We start from the raw sequence: 17485 nt of genomic DNA, 5'->3' as shown, positions 1-17485 counted from the left end.
AGCCCGGGGCGCGGCCATCACATTGTGGCATGCAACTCGTGTCTACTGGGTCACACCCGGCCCGGTACTCCAGCGTTCAGCCGCGCGTTTCGATCGATTGCAGCATGGCCTGGACCAGGGATTCCTGCAGCCAGGTGGTGAAGTTGTAGACGAGGGCCAGGTAGCTTTCCACGTCTTCGGCCTGGGACCAGTCCTGCATGAGGTGGACATGCTCGGCGTCCGCATCGTCACGGATGTCGAGGCGTTCGGCGAGCACCAGCCGGACGTCGTTGAGCGCCGTGGACCAATGCCGGGCGTCGGCCGGGTTCAGCACGAGCTCGTCCTTGTCCAGGCCCAGGGCGGCGGCCTTCAGCGCGCCGATCTTGCTTTCCCGGAGCGAGCGCTCGGTGAGCCGGCGGAACTCGAGGGAGGCCTCGTCGTCGTTCTTCGAGACGTTCGGAAGCAGCCGGCGCAGGGCGCGGTCCGAGGGTTCGCGGGCCTCCGTGTCCAGGCCCACCATCGCCGCGAGGGGGTCCTGGCTGGCGCGTTCCTCAGGCTCCAGCATGGAAGTGACGTCGTCGAAGAGGCTGCGCAGCAGTTCCCGTTCGGCCGGTTCCAGATAGCCGGTGATGCCCTTGAGTCCGTACTTGAATGCCTTAGCCACGTTTTCCTTTGCCCTTGCCCGATCCCCCGCCTGACCCGGCTCCGCCGGAGCCGCCGCTGGCTTTTTCCACGGTGGCCCAGAGTCCGTAGCCGTGCATGGCGACGGCGTGCTGCTCCACCTGTTCCTTGCTCCCGTGCGCCACGATGGAGCGTCCCTTCTTGTGGACCTCCATCATGAGCTTGTTGGCCTTGGTCTCCGAGTAGCCGAAATAGCTGCGGAAGACATAGCTGACATAGCTCATCAGGTTCACCGGATCGTTCCAGATCACGAGGTTCCAAGGGATATCCGGGGCCGTCAGGACGTCGGTGGACGCCGCTGTGCCGGTCTGGGTGCCGGCCTGGGTGTCCGGGCCGAGCGCAACGCTAAGGGTCATCTGTCCATTCTATGGGGATGCGCACTAGAGTGAATTTGTTGAGTACCTCAGCTGGCTGGGAGCGTCCCCGCACGTCCCTGTACACCGACCATTACGAGCTGACCATGCTGCAGGCCGCGCTGCATTCCGGCGCCGCCCACCGCAAGTCAGTGTTCGAGGCCTTCGCCCGGCGGCTGCCGGACGGCCGCCGCTACGGGATCGTAGGCGGCACCGGGCGCCTGCTGGAAGGCATCGCGGACTTCCGGTTCGGCGATGCCGAACTCGACTTCCTGCGCCGAACCAAGGTGGTGAACGCGGAGACCCTGGACTATCTGGCCGGCTTCTCCTTCTCCGGGGACATCTGGGGCTACGCGGAGGGCGAGGCGTACTTCCCGTACTCCCCCATCCTCATTGTCGAATCCACCTTTGCCGAGGCCTGCATCCTCGAGACGTACATCCTCTCGGTCCTCAACCATGACAGCGCGATCGCCTCGGCGGCTTCGCGCATGATCACCGCCGCCGGCAGCCGGCCCTGCGTGGAGATGGGCTCCCGCCGCACACAGGAGGAGTCCGCCGTCTCGGCCGCCCGTGCCGCCATCATCGCCGGCTTCGACAGCACTTCCAACCTTGAAGCCGGGCTGCGCTACGGCCTGAAGACCGTCGGTACGGCCGCGCACTCCTTCACCCTGCTGCATGACACGGAACGCGAGGCCTTCGAGGCCCAGCTCGCCTCGATGGGCGCCGGCACGGCGCTGCTCGTGGACACCTACGACGTCGAGGCGGCGGTCCGCGCCGCCGTCGAGCTTGCCGGGGACAAACTCGGCGCGGTGCGCCTGGACTCCGGCGACCTCGTGGCGCAGGCGCAGTGGGTCCGCCAGCTGCTCGACGAGGTCGGGAATGAACGGACCCGGATCATCGTCACCTCGGATCTGGACGAGTTCGCCATCGCCGCGCTGCAGTCCGCCCCGGTGGACTCCTACGGTGTGGGCACCTCGCTCGTGACCGGTTCCGGCGCCCCGACGGCGAGCATGGTCTACAAGCTGGTCAGCCGCACGGGCGACGACGGCAACTTCGTCCCGGTCGCGAAAGCGGCCAAGAACAAGACCAGCAAGGGGGGACGGAAGTACGCGCTGCGCAGGCTCAACGAACGCGGCACCGCGAGCCAGGAGATCGTCGGCATCGGCTCCCGGCCGGACGACGACGGCAACGACCGCCCGCTGCTCCAGCAGTTCATCAAGAACGGCGAACTTCTGCCCGGCTGGACCGGACCGGAAGGCGTCCAGCGCGCCCGACGCCGCCACGCGGACAGCATGAAGGAACTACCTGCCGTGGTCAACCGGCTGCAGCGCGGCGAGCCAGCCATCCCCACCATCTATGAGGAGTACTGAATGTCCCGCGCCCTGATCATCGTTGACGTGCAGAACGACTTCTGCGAAGGGGGTTCGCTGGCCGTCAAAGGCGGTGCGGACCTTGCCGCCGGGATCAGCGAGTACGTCGACGCCCACCACGGCCAGTTCGACCACATTATCGCCACCCAGGACTGGCACATTGACCCCGGCCCGCACTTCTCCGGGGACCCGGACTTCGTGGACAGCTGGCCGCGCCACTGCGTGGCCGGAACGCGCGGGGCGGAACTGCATCCGGACCTCGACACGGAATACATCCAGGCCGTCTTCCGCAAGGGCCAGTACACGGCGGCCTACTCCGGTTTCGAGGGGCTCCTGGCCCCGGACGACGCCGTTCCCACCGGTGACCGCAAACCCGGCGCCATGCCGCTGGCCGGCACCAGGGACGCCACGGACGGCGGATCGGACGACGGTGCTGCCGGGGACGCCGGTACTGCCGGGGACGCCGAGGCGTTTGCCGGCGGTGCTTTCGCCGACGACGAGGATGCGATCGGACTCGACGACTGGCTGCAGAGCCACGACGTCGAAGATGTCGTGGTCGTGGGGATCGCCACCGACCACTGCGTGAAAGCCACCGCCCTGGACGGCGTCCAGGCCGGCTACTCGGTCACTGTCCTGCGCGGGCTGACCGTGGGCGTCGCGGAGGACCTTGACGATGCCGTCGCGGAGATGGAACTCGGCGGCGTCGACATCGCCTGAGGCCGCGCCGCGTCTTTCCCCGGAGGCCCCGTCATCAGGGCGGCGCCAGGGTGGAACATGCTGTCCCCACAGTAGACTCGAAATCCTGCACTTATCGTCTGACCCGCAAAACCCCGGAGTACACCATGAAAAAGACCCTCACTGTCCTCATCGCTGCCGGGGCCCTGCTCGGCGCCGCCGGCTGCTCCGCCGCCCCGCCGCTGAGCAATGAGGAGACCTGCGCCCGCATCCAGTCCGTCGGTGCCGGCCCGACGTCCAACTCGGACAAGACAGGCATGACCCGTCTCGCCAACCGGATCCGGCCGATCGAAGCGACCGCCTCCGAGGAGCTGAAGGCCCCGCTGCACACCATCATCGAATTCCTCGATGAGTCGGCGAAGCCCACCCCGGACACCGGAAAGCTCGAGGAGCTGCAGCCCCAGTACACCGCTGCCGGCCAGAGCCTCAACGAAGTCTGCGGCGCCGGAGGCCAGTAACAGCACAGCGGCCCCGATAGGTGGCCCCGATCCCTCCAACCCTGCAGGCAGGTTCCCGAGGACGGCCGTCCTCGGCAACCTGATCCTGCAGGTGGGTTCCCGAGGACGGCCGTCCCGACGATGCCCTGGACGGGACGGCCGCGATCGTCCGGTGCGAGATTCGGCCGGTGGGACCCGTCCAAACGGCGATACCACCCGTACGCGCGCACTGAGCGTGTCGAGCGGTGCGTCGCCGAGCCGCCGAAGCGAAAGCGGCAGGGGCCAGGGGATGTACCGCGAGTTCACACCTATCCTCTGATCAGGCTTCCTCCTGGCAGCGTGTCGGCTATCTTCCCGGGCGCCCATTCGCCGATGAGCGGCCATACGACGTCTTGGTCTCCGACTTGAAGGACAAGACCCTGCGGCCCCGCCGGGAGGAACAGGGCCTGCCCGTCCGGACGGCCCGCATTCGGGTTTTCGATCGTCGCGTCGGTTCCTTCGCTGGGCGTGCCGTCCCAGGCGGGCACCATGTACGCGACGACCGCGGCTCCTTCGGGGAGAGCTTTCGCGTAGTACAAGGGGTCTGAACTGCCTGAGCCGGGGAGTTCGAGGTAAACGTTTCCGTCGTTGCCCCGCGGCAGTTCTCCCTGGACCACGCCCTGGATGTTGACGATCATGACAATAGAGTCGATGCCCGTGCCGGTACGTCCTTCCCGGACCCCCTCCACTGTTCCCTGGACGATCACTTGGCTGGCCGCGGCAATCTCCTCCGGGGAATGGAATGGGTTGTAATCGGAGGAAACGCCGCCGAAGGCAGCCAGCGTATCCTCCACCTCGTATGACGACAGCGCGGATGACTGGGGGCTGGCCTGCTGGCTTCCTGGAAGTACGAAAACTCCGGCCGCAACGCCTCCCAGGATGCCGGCGCCGGCCAATGCACCGGCCGCCAGCCACAGCCGTACGGGCTTACGGGACCGGATAGGCGCTGTTTTCTGGACCTGCGAGACGAGTTCTGCCCGGAGGGCATTCTTGAACTTGTCATCGACGCGAAGTTGGTTCATGACTGACTTCCTTCCACTACCGCGGTTGGAACTGACCCTGCCGCTCTGCTGAGGGCTGCTTTCATGCGCTGACGGGCCCGGTGCATCCGGGTCTTTGCCGCACCGGCTGTCATGTTGAGGACAGCCCCGGCGTCCGCAAGGGAGTAATCCTCAAAGACAACCAGGCTCACCAAACGCAGATCCGCGGCGCTTAGCGTCCCGAGGGCCAGTGTCACGTTTTTGTCCACGGCTTCATCGATGTAGGAAGCCTCAGCGGCGGCGTCGGGAGTTTCCTCGCTCCGCGGCAAAGAGCTGAGTAGTCCGCGGTAGCGTTTGGCAGCCCGCCCGGAGTTGCGTGCAACATTGGTTGTCGTGACGAGTAACCAAGGAAGTACCGATCCCTCAACGATCCGGACTTTTTGCCGGCGTCTCCACAGCTCCAGGAACGCTGTCGACATAATGTCCTCGGCGTCATGACGATCGCCGGACAGCCGGTAAGCGTGCCGGAAGACCCGATCGTGGTGCCGATCGAACAAAGCCCCGAAGGCTTCTCCATCGCCCTCAATGCTTCGCGACCACAGCCTGTCGTCTTGGACTTCAACGTTCCCCATGCCCTGTATTGTCCGGAACATCCCAAAAGGTTACACAGGGACGAAAAAAGTTCAAAAGAGGTGTGAATCGCAGCGGTATTTGGCGTTGTTCTGTCAGCGATAAATGGCGGGATGCCCGTCCAAGGACCCTTCAGTGGGCGTCATTGACGCAGGTCGTTTCTTCGGCGTATGGACCGGGAGGCGCTCACAGTCCTGGCGATAGTGCGGGGCGGCGTTGGCGAAACTCTGTCGGTGTCTTGCCTACCTGGCGCTTGAAAGCTGTACTGAACGCGTAGGCGTTGTCGTAGCCGACACTGCGGGCGACTCGTGACACTGTGGCGTCAGGAGCCTGGAGCAGATCGCCGGCGAGCGTGAGGCGCCAGCGGGTGAGGTAGGTCATTGGTGGCTCCCCGACGCTGGTCCGGAAGCGGGCGGCGAGTGAGGCGCGCGAGGTGTTCACCCGGCGGGCAAGACTCTCCACTGTCCAGGGTGCTGCGGGTTCTGCGTGGAGGCACTCGAGGGCGAGCACCACTAACGGATCATTGCAGGTGAGCCAGGTAGCCTCCGCAGGGCGGTCGGGACTATTGACCCAGCGACGGATGGTGCTGACGACGAGCACGTCGAGCAGTCTATCGACGACTACCTGAGCGGCGGGGTCATCGTGCGCGAGCTCCCGCGCGAGCAGGCTGACAAGGGCGCCGTCGGCACGTTCGCGCGGCACGATGGCGAGTCGGGGCAGGGCGCGAATGACGAGACCACCAGCCTCGTCTGCGCGTTCGTACGTGCCGATGAGCAGCACCGTCTCTCCGTTTGCGGCGTTGCCCCATCGGCGGATGCCGTGCCGGAGTTCGTCGCGGAGGTCCCGGCCATCGAGGGCGGTGCAGTGCTGGCCCGGGCCGATCTCGATCGAGGGTGCGCTGGCGGCAGCATCGGTCACACTGTAGGGCTCAGGGCCGCGTATGAGGGCCACGTCGCCTGCTTCGAGCAGCGAGCCGTTGACGCGGGTCTGCCCAGAGGTAACTGCGAGGACAGTGAGAGCGGCTTTGTCGCAGACATTGATCCCCCAAGGGGGGCTCATATGCATTGAGAGAGCGAACGCACCGGCCGCGCGAGGGCCGTCGAGGAAATGTGTGAGGGGGTCCACATCAGACATTTTAGACGATGGCAAAGGTTTTGCGGAGTCTTGCCCATTACACGTCTACTGTCTCGCCGGTTTACTGGATGCATGACTACTCTCATTCTCGGCGGTGCCGGACGCTCCGGCTCCCGCGTTCTTGACCGCCTGACCGCCGCCGCGCTACCCGCGCGGCCCGCTTCACGCCGCACCGGCTTCGACTGGGATGACAGCTCAACCTGGGCCGACCCCCTAGGCGGCGCCTCCGCCGCGTACGTCTGTTTCACCCCCGACCTTGCCTTCCCTGGAGTACCTGCAAAGATGAGAGCCCTCGGCCAAGTATCGGCCACGGAAGGCTTCGAGCGGCTTGTGCTGCTCTCAGGCCGGGGTGAGGAGAGGGCCCGTGAGAGCGAGGCGGCCCTCCGCGAGGGCGGCGTGCCAACGACGGTTTTGCGCTGTTCATGGTTCCAGCAGAACTTCTCCGAGCACTTCCTCGCCGGCCCCGTCCGCCGCGGTCGACTGCGGCTACCAGCCCCTGACGTTCCTGAGGCATTCGTCGATCTTGACGACGTAGCCGACGCCGTGGTCGTCGCCCTGACCCAAACACCGCCCGAGAATGCCACTTACGAACTATCAGGTCCTGAACTGCTGACCTTCGCTCAGGCCGCCGCCGTTCTCGCCGATGCCCACGATCGTCCGGTCATCTTTGAGGAGGTCAGCGTTCAGACCTTCGTCGACGATCTCGCCGCCGATGGAGTACCAGCACAAGAAGCGGAGCCACTTGGGCGCCTCTTCACGGAGATCCTCGATGGGCGAAACGCCTCACTGGCCGACGGGATTGAACGACTCCTAGGCCGACCCGCATCACCGCTCAACGCATACGCGCGCCGGACTGCAAACTCCGGGGCCTGGTCATGATTCAGGTCGCCACAGTTGTAGGGGCCGGGCTGGTTGGCGGTGTATACGCAGCATTTTCAACAATGGTCATGCCGGCGCTTGGACGCCTCGATGAACAGGATGCCACCGCCGCAATGGTTAGCATCAATCGAGCGGCCGAACGCGGCCCGTTCATCCTGCTCTTCGGATCGTCAGCGGCTGCGGCCATTGGTTTAGCCGTAACAGCAGCGCCGCGCGGAGCCCTCACCGACCTGGTCGTTGCAGGAGCGTCACTCGCCAGCACGATAGTTACCCTGGGGGTCAACGTCCCACTCAACCGGCGGCTTGAACGAGAAGGCGCGACCTTCTGGGCGGTTTACCGCCGCCGCTGGACGGCTTCAAACACGGTGCGCGCCGCACTAGCCACAGCGGCAGTGCTCGTGGCTGGCACACACTGGTTTAGGAACACAGGGAGCATTGCCTAGCCGCACTCATAGTGCCCAAATGTCCGGTGAAGGTGCGACCAACAGAGACAGCAGCTGGCGTGGATACATGCTGGCTGCTGCCTCGAAAAACAACAGGTTTCAAGACAGCCGACTGAGGCTGAAAACCCGGTGGGTACGAGCTAAGAGGAGGGATCGACGTTATGTTTCGTCGGCCGATAGCCGGCAAGTTCGGCGCGGATGTCGCCCTCCTCGTGCCCGCCCTTCTTTTTGCCGAACGGCAGTACTTTTAGCAGCGGGTGCACGATAGCCATGACGCCGAGGCCCCAGGCGACTCCGAGGACGGCTGAGCACAGGGTGTTCACGAGCCAGGCCAGGAAGCCGCCCACCACCGGGATTCCGGTGAAAGGTGTCTCCAGGACATGGACCAAGTCATACGGCGCGTGCCAGCCGAGGTCGTACGCCCCCTGCAGCATGATGTGACCACCAACCCAAAGCATGGCGATCGTCCCGACGAAGGTTATCGCCGCCAGCACCGAGGGCATCCCCTTGACGAGCAGCTCGCCGAAGCGCCGGGAACCCGCGGAATCCTTAGCGGCCAGGTGCAGGCCGACGTCATCCATCTTGACGATGAGCGCGACGGCACCGTACACGAGCACCGTGATCACGAGGGCCACTACGACCAGGATGAGCGCCCGGACCCACAAGGACTCGTCGGCCACCTCGTTCATCGAGATGACCATGATCTCGCAGGACAGGATGAAGTCGGTGGTGATGGCGCCCTTGGTCACCTTCGCCTCCGCCTCGGGGCCCCGTTCGACTGCCGGCGCATCTTCGTCCGCGGAGTGGTGGCCGCGGAGCTTGTGCCAGACCTTTTCGGCACCCTCGTAGCAGAGGTAGGTGCCGCCCAGCATGAGGATGAACGGGATGGCCCATGGGACGAAGGCGCTGACGAGCAGCAGCGCCGGCAGGATGATCAACAGTTTGTTTCGGAGCGAACCCCAGAAGATCCGCTTGATCATCGGCAGTTCGCGAGACGGGTCCGCCCCGGACACGTACTGCGGGGTGACGGCGGCGTCGTCGATTACCACGCCGGCGGCCTTGGCCCCTGCCTTGGCGGCTCCCGCAGCGACGTCGTCCACGGACGCGGCAGCTATGCGGGCCAGGGCTGCGACGTCGTCCAGCAGGGCGACGAGACCGCCGCTCACAGATCGCCCCCGTACTGCTCGAGGCCGGACGGCTGGGCGTGGATGCCTCGGTTGAGGCGCGTGATTGGCATGTTCGGAGTATATATCTCACGCACGACTGCGCACGGATCCAAGCCCAAACTTTGAATGCTCCCGTCGCCCCTCGGGGATTGGCTAACGGGGCGGCCAGGGGCGCATGTAGCGCTGCGAAAAAGCCGCCATCTACCGCTGCGATTCACAAATCTTTTCGCCTGCGACCCCAGATAGGCTTGGTTTTCCTCCCGATCAGGGACCCCAAGCCCATACAGCGGAAGTCACCGTGAACTCTATTGCGGGGAACGGGCAATACATAGTGTGAGCACAGACAACGACATCATCAGGCGGTCCCGGGACAGCCCCGCAGTTTTCGGGGAGTTGTACGACAAACACGCCTCAGTCATTTATAGATACGCCGCCAGAAGGGCCGGCGACTTCGCCGCCGACGACGTCACGTCCGAAACCTTTCTGGTCGCCTGGGAACAACTCGAAACCTACGACCTCGGCAGGGACGACGCCCGGCCCTGGCTGTTCGGCATCGCCACGAATCTGCTCCGGCGGCACCACCGGGCCGAAGCCAAGATGCTGAAAACCGCGGCGAAAGCGGCTTCACGGGAAGCCGTGGCCGATGCCTCGGACAGGATTGCCGCCCAGGCGGACGCCGTTGTGGCGACCGGGCGCATCGCCGGCACCCTGAAGTCCATGGCTGCCATCGACCGCGAAACGTTGCTGCTCTATGCCTGGGCAGACCTGACTTACGAAGGCATCGCCCTGGCCATGGAGGTTCGGTGGGAACCGTGCGGTCCCGCTTGAACCGTGCCCGCCGAACACTGCGAACCCGGCTCAACCTCGAAATACTTGATGAAACGGAGAACGACCATGAACGACTTGCAGCTGCTCCGCGAAATGCGTAGCGACATCGGCTCCGCCCCGCCGGCCACGTTGGCCCGCGGCCGCAACAAGCTCATGTCCAAGATCAGTTCCGACTACCGTCCCGAGGCACCGACCATCACGCACGCCCCAGCCAAGGTGACTCCGATCCGCTTCCGGCGCCGTGTCCTGATCGCTTCGGCAGCTGCGGCTCTGCTCGTGGGGGGAATCGTAGTGGCAGATGTAGTCAGGCCCAGTGGTCCGGGAGTAACCGCAGAAGCAGCCGAGGTCCTGAACAACGCAGCGGCAGCAACCATCCAGACCTCCGACCCGATGCTGGGACCCGGCCAGTACCTGAAGATTGATACCACGGCCGTCTACGCCGCTGGCGTCGCATTGGGGGACCCTGGAGCAGGCGGCCGTTCGGTAGAGTGGCTGGACAAGTCCTTGGACCATCTCTACGTCCCCGCCGACCATGCAGCGGAATGGATCTGGAACCGCGAAGCACGCATCCCAACGACCTTCTTCAGCGAGGAAGCCAAGGCGGAGGCGACCAAATACCAACAGTCCCAGTCTGACAACCCCCTCAGGACGGGAGAACTGCTGCGGGCACCGGGGGGGAACTTCTACGGAGAACCCCGGCTGCTGTTCGCCGGCTTGCCTTTAGAGGAAGGCGTGAAGAATCTGCCCCGCGACCCCCAAGCACTGCTGGAGACAATTCGACAGCGAGGCAAGCAAGGCAGGCTGGAGGCCGAAACCCTAGATAGCATCGCGGCTGCCCTGCGGAGCGGAGTCGTCCCGGCCGACCTTCGCGCTGCATTGTACAAAGCGGCCGCGCTCATTCCCGGAGTCACCGTCGTCGACAGGGAAGCGAACCTTGACGGCAAGGTAGGCACAGCGATCGGTATCGAGCATCCGAACAGAGAAACCCGGACGGACATCATCATCGATCCCGCCACCGGGCTGCTGATTGGAGAACGGGTGGTCGCGCTGACAGCCGGCGAGACCTTCCCAGCCGGAACAGCGACCGCCTGGACCGCAGTCCAGACCTCGGTGGTCAATTCAGCCCCATAACCTCGAGCAACCGCAGTAAAAGGCCGAGGCGGCCGACCACTCTTTGGGTGGTCGGCCGCCTCTCCACATTCCCCTAACGGGATTGCAAAACCGCCACTCTCAGCTGCGATTTTAACCGCCATTCCCGGCTAACAGTCGCAACGGCGCAAAGCTCATTTCCCGGTAGACGCCAAGCAGTGCGATCGACCCTGAGGCTCAACTGCTGAACCGTCCAACAGCCAAGGACCTGAGCCCCATATCTGTCGCCTCGCAGAGGCGTGTACTCATCAAGGGACCGGCTGGAGGCACCTTGGCCGTAGAGCGCACTGAGGCGTACCGGCTCTGCCAGCGCCGCGCACATGCCTGTGTTGGCGATCGCCGACCGGGACAAAGGTCCACTTCCCAGGGTTCGACGGCGTGCTGCTCACCTACCACCAACTGCGCGACATGGTGGACGGATCCACGCTACGCCGACTGGCGTGCTGCGTGCTGCCCTGTCTGAGGTCCAAGGAATCTATCCCACTACAAGGCGGCTCTGATGACCGCAAATTCGGCCTCAACAGGAACTGATCGAGCGGCCGGCCCACTCCGACTACGGCTTCAGTTCAGACCAGCCAACCGTCAATAACCTGCTGGGCCGAGGGACTCCACCGGCACGCCAACGTATTCGCTGCTGCTCCTGCCGCGCGGGCCCCTTCTGAAGGTCATCCACGCTTGGCTAGCCCATAAAAGAGAACGCTCGAGTCACGTCCCATCCCCCTTTGAGCGACACCAAGCGATCGCAGAACGCCGCCATTTATCGTCAGACTCCACAAAAAATGGAATCCGGGCTGTGCTGCGAACCGGCGTCGATGAGAGTTCAGCTAGGCAGGCTTCCCATGCCGCACGTCACCGCAGCGCGGCTACTTCCGGCCGATGAACCAATCCTGGAGCTTCCGCAGCCGCGTCTGGAGCTGCTCCTCGTCGGCCTGTGCGACTGGCGGGCCGCCGCAGACCGTCCTGAGCTTGGTGTGGACAACCCCGTGCGGCGTCCCGGTCCTGGCGGACCAGGCTGCGACGTTCTTGGCCAGCTCGGTGCGCAGGTCCATCAGCATCCGGTGGTCCGGCACCGCTGCGCCAGCAGCAGAACCAGCCGCAGGCGGGGCGGCAGCCTGCGGGGCGCGCTGGTTCTTGCGGTTCAGCTGCTCGTGCTGGCGCTGGCGCAGCAGCGTGCCGACCTGTTCGGCGTCGAGCAGGCCGGGAATCCCGAGGAAATCAAGCTCATCCTCCGAGCCGACCTCGCCTCCGGTGCCGAACTCACCGCCGTCGAACAGGACGCGGTCAAAGGAGGCCTGCGAATCCAGGGCCTCGAACTTGCCCTTGGTGAGGCTGTCGGAGGCTTTCTCCTCGCGGTTCGCCTCGTCCAGCAGCGAATCCTCCGGGTTGAAGAGGCCGTCGCCGTCTTCCTTCTCCGGGCGGTCCAGGGCGTGGTCCCGCTCCGCCTCCATCGAGTTCGCCAGCGCCATCAGCTGCGGCACGGAGGGCAGGAACACCGACGCCGTCTCGCCGCGCTTGCGGGCACGCACGAAGCGCCCCACCGCCTGGGCGAAGAACAGCGGCGTGGACGTGGAGGTCGCATAGACCCCGACGGACAGCCGCGGAACGTCCACACCTTCGGAGACCATCCGCACAGCCACCATCCAGCGCTTCTCGCTGGCAGTGAACTCCTCGATCTTGCTGGACGCCTTGGCGTCGTCGGAGAGGATGACCGTGGGGGACTCGCCGGTGATGCGTTTCAGCTGCCCGGCGTAGGCGCGGGCGTCATCGTGGTCCGTAGCGATGACCAGCCCGCCGGCGTCGGGAACGGTGCGGCGCACTTCGCTGAGCCGTTTGTCCGCCCCGGCCAGCACGGCCGGGATCCATTCGCCCGTGGGGTTCAGCGCGGTGCGCCAGGCCTGGGAAGTGACGTCCTTGGTGACGGCTTCGCCGAGCGAGGCGGCCATCTCCTCGCCGCCGCTGGTGCGCCAGCGCATCTGCCCGGAGTAGGCCATGAACATGACAGGACGCACCACGTGGTCCCGCAGCGCCTTGCCGTAGCCGTAGGTGTAGTCCGCCTTGGACCGGCGGATGCCGTCTCGGTCCTGGACGTATTCCACGAACGGGATCGGTGAGGTGTCGGACCGAAACGGCGTGCCGGTCAGGGAGAGCCGGCGGGCCGCCGGCTCGAAGGCCTCGCGAAGTCCGTCGCCCCAGGACAGGGCCTCACCCCCGTGGTGGATTTCGTCGAGGATGACAAGCGTCCGGGCCGCTTCGGTCTTGGCGCGGTGCAGCATCGGCTTGCTGGCCACCTGCGCGTAGGTGACCGCGACGCCGATGAAGCCGCGGCCGTGCTGGCCGTCGGCGTTCTTGAAGTTCGGATCGATGGCGATCCCGACCTTCGCGGCGGCGTCGGCCCACTGGCGCTTGAGGTGGTCGGTCGGGGCCACGATGGTGACGCGGTTGATGGCGCCGGCCTCGATCAGCATGGATGCGACCCGGAGCGCGAAGGTCGTCTTGCCGGCCCCCGGCGTAGCGACCGCGAGGAAGTCTTTCGGGTTCGTGCTGAAATAGCTGTCGAGGGCTTCCTGCTGCCACGCACGGAGCTTCGGCGCGGTGCCCCAGGCTGCCCGCTCGGGATACGCGGGAGGAAGGGTGGGTCCGCCAAAAAGTGTCTCTGTCATTTAAGGGCCCTCCATTCCGCGTACGTCTTCCGCTGCCGGAGAAACCGAACTATGCACAAAAACACCAATCTTCTTCGGATGTAGCGGAAAGCAAGAGCCGCGAGCCTGACCCGGACACATTGAACCGCACGGCCGCACCGCACGGCCGCACCGCACCGCCGCACTGCCGCACTGCACTGAATGCCCGCATTGCACCCGGCCCTGTGCCAGCGGCGCATGGAGAATTACGGCCGGACCGCGGGCTTCCCCGGCCGGGGGCGGGCAGCTTGATCACGCCACCGGAGAGGGCGGCGGGCTACGCCGCCCTGTGGCGGGGTCCGCCTATTTGCCGCCGGAACCGTCGCCGCCGTCTTTGCCCGGGCGGAGGCCGTCATAGACCTCTTTGCATTCGGGGCAGACGGGGAACTTCTTCGGGTCACGGCCGGGGGTCCACACTTTGCCGCAGAGGGCGATGACGGGCTCGCCCGACAGTGCGGATTCCATGATCTTTTCCTTGCGCACGTAGTGCGAGAAGCGTTCCCGGTCGCCCGGTTCCACTTCCTGGCGCAGTTCCTCGCGCTCGATCGTGGCCGTCGACGTACCGGCTCCGGAGAGCTCGCGCATCGGGTCGTTTTCGAGAGGATCGGTCATGCTTGTCATGGGACCTATCTTAGCCGCTGGAACGGACCGGATTGCGACAGCACAGCGGCGGGATCCTGGCGCGGTGCTACAGACCCTGCCAGTCCGGCTTGTGGTCATAGCTGTGCCGGTAATAGTCGGCGAGCCTCAGCGAGGATGCGGCGGCCTCGTCCACCAGGACCGTGGCATGCGGGTGCAGCTGCAGCACCGAGGCCGCACAGATCGCGGCAACGGGGCCTTCGACCAGGTCGCGGACGGCCTGCGCCTTCTGCGCCCCGGTGGCGATAAGAATCACATGCCGGGCGTCCAGGATGGTTCCCAGCCCCTGGGTGACGGCGTGGTGGGGTACCTCCGCCAGGCTGCCGAAAAGCCGCGCGTTGTCCCGGCGTGTCTGCTCGATCAGCGTCTTGATCCGGGTCCGGGAGGCGAGGGAAGATCCCGGCTCGTTGAAGCCGATATGGCCGTCCGTGCCGACGCCGAGGAGCTGCAGGTCCACTCCCCCGGCTTCCCGGATCGCGTCCTCGTAGGCCCGGCAGGCCGCGGGGATGTCGGCCGCCGCGCCGTCCGGGCTGTGGACGCGGGCCGGACTGATGTTCACGCGCTCGGTGAATTCGCGCCGGATGACCTCGCGGTAGGACTCCGGGTGCCCGGCCGGCAGCCCGACGTATTCGTCGAGGGTAAATCCCCGGACCCGGCTGAAGTCCAGGCCGTGCCGTTCGTGCCGCAGCGCGAGTTCGGTGTAGACGGGCAGCGGGGAGGAGCCGGTGGCCAGGCCCAGCACGGCGTCCGGTTTGCGCTCCAGCAGCGCCTCGACCGCGTCCGCGGCGAGTGCGGCAATTGCCTTGTTGCCGGAAAGGATAACGACTTCCATGTCCGTGCCCTTCTCCTCGTGTCCGTTGCTGCTGGGGCCGGTGCCCGCGCGTTAACTGGCAGGCTATCCCACTCCGGCCCGTCCTGGTCCGGGCCGTGAGGCCCATTCCGTCCCGGGCCGTGAGACCCATTCCGGGTGGGCCGCGGCGCCCTGGGGTCCGGTCACCGGTTGACGACCAGCTGCGCCAGCAGCTCCGGACCGCGCGCGTCCAGCCACTTCCCGCCCAGCCGGACGCCGGCAACGAACAGCGCCAGGCCCAGGACCGGGCCGAGGCCCAGGTTGATCCAGCCGGGCACCGCGCTGCCGGTGATGAATTGTGCGGCCACGAGCGCGATCTCCGGCGCGACGAGCAACAGCAGCACCCCCATGCCGCCGAACTGCACGGCCATGGTCTGCGCCACGTTCCCCGGCGGCTTTTTCAAGGGGCTGTCCCCCGGCAGCGGGACGGCGACGGTGTAGCGCGCTGATACCACCGAGGACAGCCCCATGCCGCTGAACAGGATACCGAGGGAGAGCCCCAGCAGTCCCGGTAGCCGGGTCCAGTCCCCGCTGAACAGGAACGGAAGGACGCTGAAGGCCAGCACCACCGGCAGCGCAAACAGCAGGCACGCGAGCGCCCGGCCGAGGCGGTCGGAAAACCCGGGCACGCCGGTGGACAGGTGCAGGGCAAAGGCCGTGTTGTCATAGGAGACATCCGAGGAGATGGACCATGCCAGCAGGAAGGCCGTCATCGGCCCGACAAAGACGAGCGCGCCGTAGGACCCGGTCTGGCCGGCCTGGAACAGCAGGAGCACCGGCAGCAGCGGAACGACGACGAGGGCGCCGGCATAGCGGGGGTCCCGCAGCCAGTAGATCAGGGAGCGGGCGGTCACCGCGCCGGTCGGCGTCGCCGGGAGCAGCCCGAAGAGGCCCAGACCCGAGGCCCGTTTTCTGGTGCCGCCGGCATACGGCGGCGTGACCAGGGCACGCTGCAGCAGGACCTTCCACCACAGCGCAAGGCCGGCGAGGGTGGCAAGTGCGATGACCAGCTTGAGGGCTGCGGCGCCGTAGCCGTCGGCAGCCAGCTCACCGCCAAGGGACCAGGCCGCACCGACCGGGGTCCAGGACAGGGCCACGGCTAGCTCGGCCAGGAAATCACCGGAGCCGGCAATCCCCTCGGCGATCCCCGCCAGAATGGGGCCCAGCAGGACCAACGGGATCAGGAATGCCACGGAACTGACGTCCTTGAACCGGCGGGAGCTGGCCAGCCCGGCCGTGGCCGTGGTGACCACTTTGGAGAGCAGAACGCAGCTCAGCACGCCGAGGACCGCGCCCACGAGGGCGCCTGCCGCGGCAGGGACACTCCGGGACCAGGTCGCGACAGTTCCCAGGGCCACGAGCGATGTCGCGATGCCGGGGATGCCGATCAGCCCGCTCAGGGCCAGGCCGGTCAGCAACCGGGGCATCGGCACGGCCAAGGTGGTGAACCGTGCAGGGTCCAGCGTCATGTCCGCGGCCGAGGCAGCCACCGGGACAATCGCCCAGCCCAGCAGCGCCGCCGCGCCGCCCAGCACGACGACGGTCTGGGCCAGGCCGGCGTCGGCCCCGCGGAGGAACACCAGCCCGGCAATACCCAGCCCTACCAGGCCCAGCGCGTACAGGGCGCCCATGCCGAGGCCCACGAGCTGCCAGGGGCTGCGCCGGACACTGTTGCGCAGCAGCGTGAGCTTGAGCCTTAGAAGGTGCGCAACCATTCCAGCCCTTCCGTGTGGCTGCGGCCGCCCACCAGCTGGACGAAGCGGTCCTCCAGGGACTCGCCGGCCCGGACCTCGTCAACGGTTCCGGCGGCGAGCAGCCGGCCCGCTGCCACGACGGCGACATGGTCGCACATCCGCTGCACCAGGTCCATCACATGGCTGGAGACAATGACGGTGCCGCCGGAGGCGACATAGCGGTCCAGGATGTCGCGGATGTTTGCCGCGGAGAGGGGGTCCACGGACTCGAAGGGCTCGTCGAGCACCAGCAGCCGCGGGGCATGGATCAGCGCCGAGGCGAGCGCGATCTTCTTGGTCATGCCGGCGGAATAGTCCACCACGAGCGTCCCGGCGTCCCGGCCCAGGTCGAGGGCGGAGAGCAACTCGTGGACCCGGCAGGCCACCACCTCTTTGTCCATGCCGCGCAGCAGGCCCGCGTAGCTGACGAGTTGTTCGCCGGTCAGCCGGTCAAAGAGGCGCACACCATCCGGCAGGATCCCCATCATCTTCTTGGCCTCGAGGGGACGCTGCCAGACGTCGACACCGTGCACGTGTGCCGTCCCGAAGTCCGGCCGCAGCAGCCCCGTGGCCATCGACAGCGTCGTCGTCTTGCCCGCCCCGTTGGGTCCGACGATCCCGTAGAAGGAGCCCGCGGGGACGTCCAGGCTGATGCCGTCGACGGCGATCCTGCCGCCAAAGCGCTTGGCGAGCCCGCGGAGCGAGAGAGCGGGGACCGGCGGCAGCGGCAAGCACTCAGGAGCAGGCGGATCCGGTGGCTGAATAGTCATGTCGTTAGACTA

The 17485-nt window shown here is 66.3% G+C and carries 19 protein-coding genes; 8 read left to right on the top strand and 11 right to left on the bottom strand.

Features of this window, described 5'->3' with window-relative positions; translation table 11 throughout:
* Positions 1 to 76: 76 nt before the first annotated feature.
* Together QFZ69_RS06230 and clpS are read right to left on the bottom strand one after the other, a co-directional pair.
* Positions 77 to 643 carry a DUF2017 domain-containing protein gene (locus tag QFZ69_RS06230; protein WP_306916420.1) on the bottom strand — a complete coding sequence of 189 codons (567 nt, stop codon included), beginning with the start codon at positions 641 to 643 and terminating at the stop codon, positions 77 to 79.
* A complete protein-coding gene (clpS, locus tag QFZ69_RS06225) occupies positions 636 to 1016 on the bottom strand; it encodes an ATP-dependent Clp protease adapter ClpS (RefSeq protein ID WP_306916419.1) in 381 nt (126 codons plus the stop codon). Before clpS ends, QFZ69_RS06230 begins: the two co-directional genes overlap by 8 nt.
* Before the next feature lie 17 nt (positions 1017 to 1033).
* Here clpS and QFZ69_RS06220 point away from each other — a divergent pair, with 17 nt between their 5' ends.
* The 3 genes from QFZ69_RS06220 (at position 1034) to QFZ69_RS06210 (ending at position 3576) form a co-directional block, all read left to right on the top strand.
* Positions 1034 to 2383 (top strand): nicotinate phosphoribosyltransferase, encoded by a 1350-nt coding sequence (locus tag QFZ69_RS06220; protein WP_373463161.1) that lies wholly within the window; start codon positions 1034 to 1036, stop codon positions 2381 to 2383.
* Positions 2384 to 3100, top strand: a complete 717-nt coding sequence (locus tag QFZ69_RS06215; RefSeq protein ID WP_306916416.1) for an isochorismatase family protein — start codon at positions 2384 to 2386, stop codon at positions 3098 to 3100. It begins immediately after the preceding gene.
* A gap of 125 nt (positions 3101 to 3225) precedes the next feature.
* Complete coding sequence (locus tag QFZ69_RS06210; protein ID WP_306916414.1) at positions 3226 to 3576, top strand: hypothetical protein; 351 nt, start codon at positions 3226 to 3228, stop codon at positions 3574 to 3576.
* A gap of 287 nt (positions 3577 to 3863) precedes the next feature.
* On the opposite strand, the gene QFZ69_RS06205 is transcribed toward QFZ69_RS06210, so the two are convergent.
* Together QFZ69_RS06205 and QFZ69_RS06200 are read right to left on the bottom strand one after the other, a co-directional pair.
* The gene (locus QFZ69_RS06205) at positions 3864 to 4616 is read right to left on the bottom strand and encodes a hypothetical protein (protein ID WP_306916412.1); all 753 of its coding nucleotides are present in this window, start codon (positions 4614 to 4616) and stop codon (positions 3864 to 3866) included.
* On the bottom strand, positions 4613 to 5131 hold the full coding sequence (locus QFZ69_RS06200) for an RNA polymerase sigma factor (RefSeq protein WP_306919615.1): 519 nt from the start codon (positions 5129 to 5131) through the stop codon (positions 4613 to 4615). The genes QFZ69_RS06205 and QFZ69_RS06200 overlap by 4 nt, the downstream gene beginning before the upstream one ends.
* Here QFZ69_RS06200 and QFZ69_RS06195 point away from each other — a divergent pair.
* Positions 5069 to 5272 carry a hypothetical protein gene (locus QFZ69_RS06195; protein WP_306919729.1) on the top strand — a complete coding sequence of 68 codons (204 nt, stop codon included), beginning with the start codon at positions 5069 to 5071 and terminating at the stop codon, positions 5270 to 5272. The two genes, QFZ69_RS06200 and QFZ69_RS06195, sit on opposite strands and share 63 nt — an antisense overlap.
* Positions 5273 to 5390: 118 nt before the next feature.
* Here the strand turns inward: QFZ69_RS06195 and QFZ69_RS06190 are convergent, their stop codons facing one another.
* On the bottom strand, positions 5391 to 6329 hold the full coding sequence (locus QFZ69_RS06190; protein ID WP_306916411.1) for an AraC family transcriptional regulator: 939 nt from the start codon (positions 6327 to 6329) through the stop codon (positions 5391 to 5393).
* Positions 6330 to 6410: 81 nt separating this feature from the next.
* On the opposite strand from QFZ69_RS06190, the gene QFZ69_RS06185 reads away from it, so the two are divergent.
* Both QFZ69_RS06185 and QFZ69_RS23255 read left to right on the top strand, forming a co-directional pair.
* A complete protein-coding gene (locus QFZ69_RS06185; protein WP_306916409.1) occupies positions 6411 to 7217 on the top strand; it encodes an SDR family oxidoreductase in 807 nt (268 codons plus the stop codon).
* Positions 7214 to 7660 carry an anthrone oxygenase family protein gene (locus tag QFZ69_RS23255; RefSeq protein WP_373461807.1) on the top strand — a complete coding sequence of 149 codons (447 nt, stop codon included), beginning with the start codon at positions 7214 to 7216 and terminating at the stop codon, positions 7658 to 7660. Before QFZ69_RS06185 ends, QFZ69_RS23255 begins: the two co-directional genes overlap by 4 nt.
* 140 nt (positions 7661 to 7800) lie before the next feature.
* Here the strand turns inward: QFZ69_RS23255 and QFZ69_RS06180 are convergent, their stop codons facing one another.
* Complete coding sequence (locus tag QFZ69_RS06180) at positions 7801 to 8826, bottom strand: DUF808 domain-containing protein (protein ID WP_306916407.1); 1026 nt, start codon at positions 8824 to 8826, stop codon at positions 7801 to 7803.
* Between the two features lie 333 nt (positions 8827 to 9159).
* On the opposite strand from QFZ69_RS06180, the gene QFZ69_RS06175 reads away from it, so the two are divergent.
* Together QFZ69_RS06175 and QFZ69_RS06170 are read left to right on the top strand one after the other, a co-directional pair.
* A complete protein-coding gene (locus QFZ69_RS06175; RefSeq protein WP_306916406.1) occupies positions 9160 to 9654 on the top strand; it encodes an RNA polymerase sigma factor in 495 nt (164 codons plus the stop codon).
* Between the two features lie 66 nt (positions 9655 to 9720).
* Complete coding sequence (locus QFZ69_RS06170; protein ID WP_306916404.1) at positions 9721 to 10785, top strand: CU044_5270 family protein; 1065 nt, start codon at positions 9721 to 9723, stop codon at positions 10783 to 10785.
* Between the two features lie 881 nt (positions 10786 to 11666).
* Here the strand turns inward: QFZ69_RS06170 and QFZ69_RS06165 are convergent.
* From QFZ69_RS06165 to QFZ69_RS06145, 5 genes are all read right to left on the bottom strand, one after another.
* Entirely contained in the window at positions 11667 to 13463 is a 1797-nt protein-coding gene (locus tag QFZ69_RS06165; protein WP_306916402.1) for a DEAD/DEAH box helicase, read from the bottom strand.
* Between the two features lie 321 nt (positions 13464 to 13784).
* On the bottom strand, positions 13785 to 14102 hold the full coding sequence (locus tag QFZ69_RS06160) for a DUF3039 domain-containing protein (protein ID WP_306916399.1): 318 nt from the start codon (positions 14100 to 14102) through the stop codon (positions 13785 to 13787).
* Positions 14103 to 14169: 67 nt separating this feature from the next.
* A complete protein-coding gene (nagB, locus tag QFZ69_RS06155) occupies positions 14170 to 14952 on the bottom strand; it encodes a glucosamine-6-phosphate deaminase (protein WP_306916398.1) in 783 nt (260 codons plus the stop codon).
* A 161-nt stretch (positions 14953 to 15113) separates the two neighbouring features.
* Entirely contained in the window at positions 15114 to 16685 is a 1572-nt protein-coding gene (locus QFZ69_RS06150; RefSeq protein WP_306916396.1) for a transporter, read from the bottom strand.
* Positions 16667 to 17473 carry an ABC transporter ATP-binding protein gene (locus tag QFZ69_RS06145; protein WP_306916394.1) on the bottom strand — a complete coding sequence of 269 codons (807 nt, stop codon included), beginning with the start codon at positions 17471 to 17473 and terminating at the stop codon, positions 16667 to 16669. Before QFZ69_RS06145 ends, QFZ69_RS06150 begins: the two co-directional genes overlap by 19 nt.
* Between the last annotated feature and the right edge of the window lie 12 nt (positions 17474 to 17485).

Origin of the sequence: Arthrobacter sp. V1I7 (assembly GCF_030817015.1) — a bacterium.
Classification (GTDB): domain Bacteria; phylum Actinomycetota; class Actinomycetes; order Actinomycetales; family Micrococcaceae; genus Arthrobacter.
Note: the sequence above shows the minus strand (reverse complement) of the source record. Positions and strands in the feature narration are given on the sequence as shown.